Source organism: Klebsiella sp. CN_Kp088 (assembly GCF_040064335.1).
GTDB lineage: Bacteria > Pseudomonadota > Gammaproteobacteria > Enterobacterales > Enterobacteriaceae > Klebsiella > Klebsiella aerogenes.
Map to the genome: position 1 here is coordinate 349024 of NZ_JBEAIQ010000001.1, position 11342 is coordinate 360365.

Genomic DNA, 11342 nt, shown 5'->3' on the forward strand with positions numbered 1-11342 from the left:
ATTGAGTATAGCCAGCAGCGTCCAAACGTTAGTTATTTTTCAATACGCTGCAGCTGAATGGCATCCGCCTGCTGCGCTTTATCAGCGAGCTCCTGGAACTGCTGCGGAGAATAAAAATTATGCGGCGCTGGCAGCGACTGCATATCCTGCCCCGGATGGATTTGCAGTTGACCCAGTTCCGCGAGCGTAAATCCGGCAACTTCCTTTGGCATCGTCAGGCGATACGGCGGCGTGCGTTCAAAAGGAACCGGCGTTGGCAGGCGATTTTCGCTGAGATCGTAATTCCGCTTCAGCACCAGAAATTTATCCGGCACTCGCCGTTTACTGTTCCACCAGTCGCCGTCGACTTCACGGAACATCCTCTCGGTCTCACTTTGCGGCGCGACCAACAGTTTGACCAGCGCCTGTTTTAACGCCGCTTCCATCGCCCGGTTATAAGCATCGACTGAACCCGCTTGCCCTTGCAAAATAACGTTAATCGCCAGACGCGCGCCAAGCAGATTGGAATAGAGGTCCTCCGGCGAAAAGGCGGAAATTTCTTCTGAAAAACCCGGAACCGACTGGAAACCATACCATTGGGCGATCTCATGCCATTGCGCAATTTCGAAGGCCAGATGGCCGGCAAGCCAGGCGGCAATCGTATATCGCTGCGGCATTGAAGCCGGCGGCGTAAAGGCATTTAACTGGACGCGGCGTACGCCCAGTTCCTCGCTATAAAAGATGCGTCCTGGCTGCCCCAGCGTCGGGTAAATTCGGCTGAATAAATAAAAGGTGTAATCAGCGGTATCACGCACATGGGCAATATCAATAAAACCGCCGCGGCGGGTATAAATAAGGCCATTATGCTCATCGCTTAAGCCAACCAGATTTTTGACCGCGCCGAGCGCGCTATCGTTGTAATGATGCTCACCTAAGGTATCGAGCGTCAGCACATTACCAATCTGATAAACCGGGATTGGCACGCCAATGGCGCGCACCCGCAGATCGAAACCGAAGGCGCAGCATGGGCGCAGCGATTCCGGCGGCGATAATTCACCCACTACCGGGCTGACATGGTTAACGGGAATCGTCGGTAATACCGGGTCCTGGGCAAATACCGAAAAAGCAGCCGCCAATAACCACCACAAACTCTTACGCATCAAAAGCGTTCTCCATGATACAAAAACAGCGCGCATCATACTCGCCGATGGCTACACGCCGTTAAGTCAAAAACGGTATTCACCGGCGACAAAGAAACTATTGCGATCGTTAAAGCCAAATTCGGTCAGAACGTTGAAGTTACGCGTGATTTCGTACTGGGCGCCGATCAGCATATTCCATGGTGAAGTGAGTTTCTGTTTGACATCAAACTTGCCGTCGCCGTCTTTATTGACCGCGGCAATCAATGGCTGCAGCTGTGGCGGCATATGCAAATCGGCCAGGTTGCCTTTAAATTCCTGCTGCACATCCTGATACATACTGCCGACCCACACGCTGAGATGCGAAGGGCCGGAAATCCCCTGAAGGTTGAAGCGATAGCCAACGCGAGGTGACACCGTCACGGCAGAAATACTGCCGTCGAGAATATCGAAATCGGTGCGGGTGTAGTTTGTATCGACGAGGGCAAACCAGTTCTCATAGCCGCCAGCCAGCGTGAACCCGCCTCCCCAGGTGGTACCTTTAAAATCGAGAACAAAATCGATATTTTGCAACTCGCCACTTTGATTAAGGTTATGCACTGCGCCGGCGATGATGCGATCCAGACCGCGGTATTGCGTTGGGTCGGCATCGACCGACACATTCGACACCGACGAACCGCGGGTGTGGCCTAAAATCCCGTAGACATTAAGGAAGGGAAACACCCACATATCGAGACGAAGATTCTCGGTTTTGCTCTTCTCCCGCGTGTGCCCGGCATCGATGGCGAACATGTCGCTGGGGATCGGATGGTTACCCAGCTTCAGTCCGGAAAAGGTGATGCTGTCGACCATAATATCCTGGCGCATATTCATATAGCTGAGATTGACGCCAAACGGCAGCGGGATGGAATAACCGCGGGCGCGGGCTTCGTCTCCCCAGATGGGAAAGTAGCTATCACTGTCGTCACTTTCCGCCGCACAGGCATTCCACACGGCGCCAGAGGTCAACAACAGCGTCATGACGGTTATTTTCCATCTCATTTTTATTCGTACCTTTACAGTCCGGAACCCACATTAAAATAGACCGCCTGTTCGTGTTCGCTAAATGCGACATCGACGCCGGTAAATAAACCATACTGACGGGCGACCAGATAACGAAACCCGGAGCCCCACGCAACTTCGGTTTGCTGCCACAGCGACCCCGCCTCATCGCTCGCGCTGCCGATACCGACAAAACCTTGCAGGATCCAGCGCGGCGCAAATTGCCAGGCCAGTTGCGTCTGGGCGACAGCAACATAATCGCCCTGATAGCGAAAACGCGAGATGCCGCGCAGTTCGATGTAAGGCCGGGCCATTGGCGTTAGATGCTTGTCATGATGAGTCAGCGACTGATAATTTGCCGCCAGCGCCAGGGTTAAGGTCGGCGCCAGCGGGATAAAGTATTTACCATCCAGCGACCACTGATTGTAATGATAGTCGCCGCCGAGAAGAGCGCGGTAAAAACGGTACTCGCCCTGCAGTGATAACCCTTTCTTAGGGTAGAAAAAATTATCAGTGGTGTCATATTCCGCCACCACGCCCAAGGCCGAAGAGGTGCTGTTTTCCCCCAACACCCGCTGCCACACCTTGTTGATCAGCTGATTGTCCGCGGTTACATCGGTGTGCGCATAGAATTGCGAGGCGCCGAGAAAAACCGGTGAGTCCCCCACGCGGAACAACAGCTTTTGCAGACCGCCAAAGCCTTTGGTATGGGTTTGCACTGCCACATTTTTGTTAAACCCGGCAATGTCACCCGAATAGATATCGAGATTGACATTGGCGTAGCCCGCGCCAACCAGATAACGAATACTGTCATGATTCCAGGTATGACGATGCGCGGCGCCGATGAACCAGGTACCATTTTGCGTCCCACCGCCGCCGAATCCGGTCAGCGCCGGTGGAATAAAACGATCGCCCTCGCGGGAGCCTTTACCATGCAGAAATAAACCAAACAGACCGCCGCCGTAGCCGATAGCCGGTTCGGTAATCATCACCGGCACCGGCAAAAAACCGTACGGGTTATCCTGCAGATACTGGCTCATATCGAGCATGCCATCTTCAGGGTCGAACAATTGGGCGGCACGAGACGCGCCAGGCGCGAGAGCAAGCATCAGTAAAAGAGTAAGGCCTGCCAGCTTCATGCGGTCTCCAGCACTGACGCATTCATAAGGGAATATTAAGGAAATGAGCTAAAAATATATCGTAAGCCCTTGTTCTTCGCCAACTTACCCTCTCCTTACTTTGCTTATTTTTGGATAAAAAAGCGTGGTTAATCACACAAATTGATAAATGTTATTTATCGTTCTGGTTCATGACCATTAATAAGTGACAGTGTCACCATGTGCGATGGTTTTTAGTTCGCCGCCGTTGTAATCAAAAAGTGAATGACGTATAACATGTCGCAACCGAGGGGTGTCCCGTGAGGGCTGAGATGGCGTAAAAGCCGAACCCTTTGAACCTGATCTGGGTCATGCCAGCGAAGGGACGGGTCGGCATGTTCGCCAGTTTTCAGTTTTGCCTGTTCACACTTCTGCACGCCCGGATCTCCCCCTATTTTCAGGAGGTCCCATGATGATTCCCGCTTTTACCCAAGGTCTTTACGGTCGACTGCGCGAGCAGGCCGGTGGCGAATGGCAACGCTACGTGTCGCACCCTTTCCTCCAGCAATTAGCCGCGGGTACGCTGCCGCAGGCAGCCTTTCGTCATTATTTAACCCAGGATTATCTGTTCCTAATCCATTTCGCCCGCAGCTATGCCCTGCTGGTCAGCAAACTTCGCACGTTGCCGGAGATGCGCGCCGCCGCCGCCTCGATGAATGCCATCCTTGCTGAGCTACCGCTACATGTAGGCTATTGCGAGCAATGGGGGTTGAGCGAAGACGCTATGGCCCTGCAAAGCGAAGCGATGGAAACCATCAACTACACCCGCTACGTACTGGATATCGGCCACTCCGGCGACGCGTTGGATCTACTGGCGGCGCTGCTGCCCTGCGTCGCGGGCTATGCGGAGATCGGGCTTGGTCTGCTGCACAACCCACAAACCAACTTGCACGATAACCCCTACGCGCCGTGGATCCGCAATTACGGCGACGAGAGCTATCTTCACGGCGTCAACGCGGCGATCGACCTGCTGGAAACGCTCTGGCAACAGCGCGGCGCGGAATCCCGGTTAGCCGGACTGAGCGACATATTCACTACCGCTACCCGGCTGGAAGGTAATTTCTGGCAGATGGGACTGAACGCCGCCGGGCAGGACCAGGGGTGATGGCGCCAGGTATTCACATTCGCGATTTATGTCTGCGCTTTGGCACCCGGCCCCTCTTTCGCGATCTCTCCTTTGATATTGCCGCCGGGCAATGGGTATCGCTGCTGGGGGCCAGCGGCGCGGGCAAAACCAGCCTGTTGCGTATTATCGCCGGGCTGGCGGCGCCAACCCGCGGAACCGTCGTCGCCAGCGATGGCCTTCCTGTTACTACGCGATTGGCGTGGATGGGGCAAAAAGATCTGCTCTATCCGTGGCTTAACGTGCGGGAAAATGTCGCCCTCGGCGCCAGGCTGCGCGGTGAAAAGGCCGATAACGCGCGGGTAAACGAGCTTCTTGAGCTGGTCGGGCTCGCCTCCTGCGCTGATGAACGCCCGGCCGCGCTGTCCGGTGGGATGCGCCAGCGCGCGGCGTTGGCACGCACCCTCTATGAGGATCGCCCCATTGTGCTGATGGATGAACCGTTCTCCGCCCTCGATACGCTTACCCGTACGCGGATACAGACCCTGGCCGCACGCTTGCTCACCGGGCGTACCGTGGTGCTCATTACCCACGACCCGATGGAAGCCTGCCGCCTCAGCCATCGGCTGCTGGTGCTTTCGCCGACGGGCAGGATTGATGATAGTCATCATTTAAGCGGAATCCCGCCTCGCGCCCCGGATGATCCCGCGCTGCTGGCAAGCCAGGCGCAGCTGCTGCAGCAATTGATGAGGGCGAACGGATGAGGGGCAAGTTACTGCGCGGGTGCAGCGTATTTTGTGGCCTACTGTTGCTCTGGCAGTTGGCGAGCTACAGCGGCATTCCCACTTTTTTGTTGCCTTCTCCTGCGGCGGTCGCTGAAGCGCTGTGGAATAACCGTAGCTATCTGGCCAGCCATACCCTTGTCACCCTGAGCGAAATTCTCAGCGGAATGGCGCTCGGCGTCGCGCTCGGTATGGTGCTGGCGCTCTGTATGACCATGTCTCCGCGATTACAACGGTGGGTAATGCCGCTGGTACTGACCAGCCAGGCCATTCCGGTATTCGCCCTCGCCCCGCTGCTGGTACTGTGGTTTGGTTTTGGTATGAGCGCCAAGGTTATGATGGCGGTGCTGGTTATCTTCTTCCCCGTTACCTCGGCTTTCTTTGACGGTCTGCAACGGGTCAATCGCGACTATCTCGATCTGGCTCGTACCATGGACGCCTCCTTTGGCGCTCAGTTGCGCCATGTTCGACTGATGGCGGCGCTACCCGCGCTCGGTTCCGGCCTGCGGATGGCCGCCGCCGTCGCCCCCATTGGCGCGATTATTGGCGAATGGGTCGGCTCCGCCGAGGGGCTTGGCTATGTAATGCTGAATGCCAATGCTCGCCTGCAAACCGATATCTGCTTCGCCGCATTGTTTATTTTAGTGCTGCTGACCATCGCGCTGTGGTTGGCGGTCGATGCCTTTTTGCACCGGCTGATCAATTGGTCGCCGGAATAACTTATCAACAGATAATAAGGAAGAGATATGCGTATACCTCTGTTGGCCGGCCTCACTCTGCTGGTTTGCGGCCAGGCATCGGCAAATGAAAAGCTGACCCTGGTACTGGACTGGTACATCAACCCGGATCATGCGCCTATTATGGTGGCGGAACAGATTGGCGCCTTTCGGGATGCCGGGCTGGATGTCAACATCATCCCCCCTTCCGACCCGGCGCTCCCTCCGCGCCTGGTTGCCGCTCGCCAGGCGGATTTAGCGATAACCTATCAACCGCAGGTTCACTTCTTCGCCGATGAAGGACTGCCGTTGATTCGCGTCGGGACGCTGATCCACTCGCCGCTGAATACCGTGATTGCGCTGGATCAGCGCATCAAATCTCCGGCCGATCTGCAAGGGAAAAAAGTGGGATACTCGGTGAGCGGTATTGAACAAGCGACGCTGGCCACCATGGCGCAGCACGCCAACATCGACCCTAACAGCATTAAACTGATCAACGTTAATTTCCAGCTCACCAGCGCTCTGCTGGCCGGCCAGGTCGATGCCGTTATCGGCGGTTATCGCAATATCGAAGCGCTGGAACTCAAACTGCAGGGCAAAAGACCGGTGGTCATGAATGTGGAAGACTATGGCGTGCCCGCTTACGACGAACTGGTGATCGTGGCAAACAAAGCCGAGGTCAACGCCCCTAAAATCAAAAAGTTTCTCGACGCATTACAGCAGGGAGTGAGCTATTTGCGCGCGCATCCGCAGCAAACCTGGCAGCGATTTGCCAAAGCGCATCCGGAACTCAATACCGAACTGAACCAGCAGGCGTGGTTGCAGAGTGTGCCGCTGTTCGCCACCGATCCGGCAGCGTTAGATAAGCCGCGCTACGACGCGTATGAACAATTTTTATATAACAATAAGTTGGTGAAAAAAGTAACACCTTTAGCAAATTATGCGATCGAACTGCGTTAAGTAACCATAAAACTGACGGAAGTATTTCCGTCAGTCATTCAGCGAAGCGGTAATAAAAATATATAGACTTTCTCACTAATAATTACACTTTCCATGGTTTTAAAAACAATCGAAATTTAGTTTTAAAATCAGCCAATTATATTGACATTCCTGTATGTAATAATCGCGTCAAAATAGCGCCTTAAATTAAAGATTGAATGCGGATTTAAAAAGCCATATATTGTGCGCGCTTTATGAATGCCGATTCAATTTTCTAAACCATTTTATTCAACCAGAGTTCAAACGTAACGCTGGTTGTGGGAGTGATATGATGACGGATAAAGTCCGTATTGATACTTTAAGTGCAGATTTATTGGACGCGAACAACGAAACCTTTTTGGCTCGTCAGGCTGAATTCGAATCGAATGTCAGGAGTTACCCTCGCAAGTTACCGCTCGCTATCACCAAAGCCGAAGGCGTTTGGCTGACCGATGCGGATAACAAACAGTACCTGGACTGCCTCGCCGGCGCCGGGACCCTCGCGCTGGGCCATAACCATCCTGAAGTACTGCAGAGCATCCAAAGTGTCATTACCAGCGGCTTGCCGTTACATACCCTCGATCTGACAACACCGTTAAAAGATCGCTTCTCTGAATACCTGCTCTCTTGCCTGCCGGGCGAAGGGAAAGAGTATTGCCTGCAATTCACCGGTCCTTCCGGCGCTGACGCCGTTGAAGCCGCGCTGAAACTGGCGAAAAAATACACCGGCCGTACGGCGGTGATCAGCTTCTCCGGCGGTTATCACGGGATGACCCACGGCGCGCTGTCCGTGACCGGCAATCTGTCGCCCAAAGCGGCGGTCAACGGCATGATGCCGGAAGTCCAGTTTATGCCTTATCCACACCTTTACCGTTGCCCGCTGGGTATCGGCGGCGAAGCGGGCGTCAAGGCATTGACCTACTACTTCGAAAACCTGATCAACGACGTGGAAAGCGGCGTTCGCAAACCTGCAGCGGTTATCCTTGAAGCCGTACAGGGCGAAGGCGGCGTGAACCCGGCGCCGGTTGAGTGGCTGCAGCGCATCCGCAAAGTCACCAAAGAGCACGGCATTCTGCTGATCATCGATGAAGTTCAGGCAGGCTTTGCCCGTACCGGTAAATTCTTCGCCTTCGAACACGCCGGCATCGAGCCGGACATCATCGTGATGTCGAAAGCCGTTGGCGGCGGTCTGCCAATGGCGGTTCTGGGCATTAAGAAAGAGTTCGATGCCTGGGAACCTGGCCATCATACCGGTACTTTCCGCGGCAACCAGCTGGCGATGGCCACCGGTCTGACCACCCTGCGCCATCTGCGTGATAACAAGATTGCCGACAAAGTCGCCGCCCAGGGCGAATGGCTGAAAGGCAAACTGGCGGAAATGCAGAAACGCTATCCGGTTATCGGTCACGTGCGTGGTCTCGGTCTGATGATCGGTATCGAAATCGTGAAGCCGAACGAGGCGCAGGATCATATGGGCTGCTACCCGGCTGACGGCGAACTCTCCGCGCTGCTGCAGAAGAAATGCTTCGAAGCTGGCCTGATCCTGGAACGCGGTGGCCGTCACGGTTGCGTACTGCGTCTGCTGCCGTCCCTGCTGATTAGCGACGCGGAGCTGGAAGTGTTCCTCGACAAGTTTGAACAGGCCCTGCTGGCCGCCGGCGTAAAACCGGTCTGAGTGGAGTAAGTGACCGCAATGTCCAAATTGAATCCGATTCTGGCTGGGTCCGCGGCAAGCATTGACGCTTACCAGCAGGTCATTTCCCAGGCCAGCCAGGCGGTTGCGCAGTGGCTGCAACAACCTGAAATGTATCAGGGGAAAAGCGTTGATGAACTCCGTGAGCGCATCACCCTTGATTTTAACGAACAGGGTCTGGGCAACCAGGCGGCGATTGAACGTGCGATCGAGTACTTCCTGAAAGACAGCCTGTCGGTGCACCATCCGCAGTGCGTGGCGCACCTGCACTGCCCAAGCCTGGTTATCAGCCAGGCGGCGGAAGTGCTGATCAACGCCACCAACCAGAGCATGGACTCCTGGGATCAGAGCCCTTCAGCCACCATCATTGAGATGAAGCTGATCGAGTGGTTACGTGCGCAGGTCGGTTATCCGGCTGGCGATGCCGGCGTCTTCACCAGCGGCGGCACCCAGAGCAATCTGATGGGCCTGATGCTGGCACGCGACGCCTTCTTCGCTCGTCAGGGGCATTCCATCCAACAGGATGGTATTCCGGGCGACATTCGTCAGTACAAAGTGCTGTGCTCGGAAAACGCCCACTTCTCGGTGCAGAAGAACATGGCGCTGATGGGGCTTGGCTACCGCTCGGTCACGCTGGTGAAAACCGATGAATTCGCCCGTATGGACGTCACCGACCTGAAGGCCAAGATTGCGCAAGCGCAGGCCAACGGCGAGCAGATCATGGCCATCGTCGCCACCGCTGGTACCACCGACGCGGGCGCGATTGACCCGCTGCGTGATATCGCCGGTATCGCGGCGGAGCACCAGATCTGGCTGCACGTTGATGCCGCGTGGGGCGGCGCGCTGCTGCTCTCCGAGCAGTATCGCGATTACCTCGATGGCCTGGAGTTAGTGGATTCAGTTACCCTGGACTTCCATAAGCAGTTCTTCCAGACCATTAGCTGCGGCGCCTTCCTGCTGAAAGATGCTCGCCACTACGAGCTGATGCGCTATCAGGCGGCCTATCTGAACTCCGAGTTTGATGAAGAACACGGCGTTCCGAACCTGGTCTCCAAATCGCTGCAGACCACCCGCCGCTTCGACGCGCTGAAGCTGTGGATGGGGCTTGAGGCACTGGGCAAGAAACAATACGCTTCAATCATCGATCATGGCGTGACGATGGCGAAAAACGTCGCGGAATTTGTGAAATCTCAGCCAACGCTGGAGCTGGTCATGCAGCCGCAGCTGGCAAGCGTGCTGTTCCGCTCACGTCCGGCGCAAATGGCTGGTAGTGATAGCGCCGCGATCGCCCTGCTCAACCAGCGCGTGGGCGACGCCCTGCTGGAATCCGGCCGCGCCAACGTCGGCGTGACCGAGCATAACGGCGTAACCTGCCTGAAGCTGACGCTGCTCAACCCGGTGGTGACGCTGGACGATGTGAAGGTCTTGCTGAGCCTCGTTGAACGCACCGCCCAGGAACTGCTGGCGAAATAAGACACTGCCGATTAGCAAGTGTCCTGCAAAGCCGATAACTGCTGTTATCGGCTTTTTTATTTCCCTCTCACGTCCGCGCTTCGCGCAGCAGTTGTTGGATCACCTGCTCCTGACGGGCATAATCGCCTTCGCCAAAGGCGGTATAACGCAGTTGCCCCCGCGCGTCGAAGAAATAATGCGCCGGCCAGTACTGATTACCAAACGCATTCCAGATGGCGTAGTTGTTATCTGCGACAACCGGATAGTTTAGCTGCCGCTGGCTGACCGCTTCACGAAGCTGCGGCAACGACCGTTCCCACGGATATTCCGGCGTATGTACGCCAATCACCACCAGCCCCGCATCGCGATACTTATTGGCCCACGTCCGTACATAAGGCAGCGTATGCTGACAGTTGATGCAATCGCGGGTCCAAAAATCAATCAGCACCACCTTGCCCTTTAACGCCGCATTGGTAAGGGGCGGGCTATTAATCCATGCGGTACCGCCTTGCAATTCCGGCATAGCGCTGGTTGGCCGCGGCGCAACGATCGGCTCCAGACGAACTCGTTGTTGATCCTGGGGCATAAACGCGCTGAGCCGCTGCTCCAGACGATGGGTTAAACCGCTGGCGCCCTGCAGATAACGATCGCTACCGCTGGCGATTAATGCCACTGCGGCCAACATTGCCACGCCAGCCAGTTGGCGTAACCGCCCACTTATCACCTGACCACCGCGCAAACGGGAAATCAGCCGCGCGCCGAACCACCCCAATAGCAGCAACATCAGCGCGCATCCGCTGGCATAGGAAAGCAGCAAGATACCGGTAATCACTGAATTTCCTTGCAACAACGCCAGGCTAAATATCGCCCCCAGCACCGGTCCCGCGCACGGCGCCCAAAGTAGTCCAATCGCCAGTCCGGCAAACACTGAAGCGAGACCACTGCCATAACGATAGCTCTGTTGGTTAAGTTGATTACCCAGCGCAACCGCTGGCGATCCGAGCCAGCCTGCAACGCGTGATGACAGCAAACTGATAGCCACAACGACCAAAAAGCCCAGCGCCAGCCAACGCCCGACGATAGTCAGATTGACTAACCATCCCCCTGCCGCCGTGGCCAGCAGCGATACAGCGGTAAACATCAACCCCATACCGAACAACAACAGGATCAGTTGCCCCTTACGCCCGCTTACGCTGGCAAACACCAGCGGGATCACCGGTAAGGTGCAGGGGCTGAGCAGCGTCAACATACCGGCCAAAAATGCAATCACAACAGCCATGATCATTCTCCTTCGCAACGTTGCCGAAGTGGCAACGTCAGCATTACAACAGGCGACTGTATG

The 11342-nt window shown here is 55.7% G+C and carries 10 protein-coding genes and 1 riboswitch; of the genes, 6 read left to right on the forward strand and 4 right to left on the reverse strand.

Annotation, left to right across the window (positions count from 1 at the left end; all coding sequences use genetic code 11):
- Window positions 1-32: 32 nt before the first annotated feature.
- The 3 genes from ABLV08_RS01725 to ABLV08_RS01735 all read right to left on the reverse strand — a co-directional run bounded on the left by ABLV08_RS01725 (window position 33) and on the right by ABLV08_RS01735 (window position 3298).
- Entirely contained in the window at window positions 33-1139 is a 1107-nt protein-coding gene (locus ABLV08_RS01725; RefSeq protein WP_015705469.1) for a DUF4056 domain-containing protein, read from the reverse strand.
- Between the two features lie 66 nt (window positions 1140-1205).
- A complete protein-coding gene (locus ABLV08_RS01730) occupies window positions 1206-2159 on the reverse strand; it encodes a hypothetical protein (RefSeq protein WP_026612303.1) in 954 nt (317 codons plus the stop codon).
- Between the two features lie 14 nt (window positions 2160-2173).
- Window positions 2174-3298 (reverse strand): BamA/TamA family outer membrane protein, encoded by a 1125-nt coding sequence (locus ABLV08_RS01735; protein ID WP_348855468.1) that lies wholly within the window; start codon window positions 3296-3298, stop codon window positions 2174-2176.
- A 257-nt stretch (window positions 3299-3555) separates the two neighbouring features.
- Window positions 3556-3659: riboswitch (TPP riboswitch) on the forward strand.
- Window positions 3660-3725: 66 nt separating this feature from the next.
- Between ABLV08_RS01735 and tenA the strand changes: the two genes are divergently transcribed.
- From tenA to ABLV08_RS01765, 6 genes are all read left to right on the forward strand, one after another.
- The gene (gene tenA, locus ABLV08_RS01740) at window positions 3726-4421 is read left to right on the forward strand and encodes a thiaminase II (RefSeq protein WP_032708097.1); all 696 of its coding nucleotides are present in this window, start codon (window positions 3726-3728) and stop codon (window positions 4419-4421) included.
- Window positions 4418-5143, forward strand: coding sequence for an ABC transporter ATP-binding protein (locus ABLV08_RS01745; protein ID WP_032708098.1), 726 nt, complete (start codon window positions 4418-4420; stop codon window positions 5141-5143). The genes tenA and ABLV08_RS01745 overlap by 4 nt, the downstream gene beginning before the upstream one ends.
- Window positions 5140-5880 carry an ABC transporter permease gene (locus ABLV08_RS01750; protein WP_348855469.1) on the forward strand — a complete coding sequence of 247 codons (741 nt, stop codon included), beginning with the start codon at window positions 5140-5142 and terminating at the stop codon, window positions 5878-5880. The genes ABLV08_RS01745 and ABLV08_RS01750 overlap by 4 nt, the downstream gene beginning before the upstream one ends.
- 27 nt (window positions 5881-5907) lie before the next feature.
- Complete coding sequence (locus ABLV08_RS01755) at window positions 5908-6837, forward strand: ABC transporter substrate-binding protein (protein ID WP_047056864.1); 930 nt, start codon at window positions 5908-5910, stop codon at window positions 6835-6837.
- Between the two features lie 307 nt (window positions 6838-7144).
- Window positions 7145-8530 carry a diaminobutyrate--2-oxoglutarate transaminase gene (locus ABLV08_RS01760; protein WP_015366536.1) on the forward strand — a complete coding sequence of 462 codons (1386 nt, stop codon included), beginning with the start codon at window positions 7145-7147 and terminating at the stop codon, window positions 8528-8530.
- Window positions 8531-8539: 9 nt separating this feature from the next.
- Window positions 8540-10021: an aspartate aminotransferase family protein gene (locus ABLV08_RS01765; protein ID WP_161798787.1), complete on the forward strand. Its 1482-nt coding sequence runs from the start codon at window positions 8540-8542 to the stop codon at window positions 10019-10021.
- Window positions 10022-10088: 67 nt separating this feature from the next.
- Here ABLV08_RS01765 and ABLV08_RS01770 read toward each other — a convergent pair whose 3' ends face one another.
- Entirely contained in the window at window positions 10089-11279 is a 1191-nt protein-coding gene (locus ABLV08_RS01770; protein ID WP_348855470.1) for a cytochrome c biogenesis protein DipZ, read from the reverse strand.
- Window positions 11280-11342: the final 63 nt, after the last annotated feature.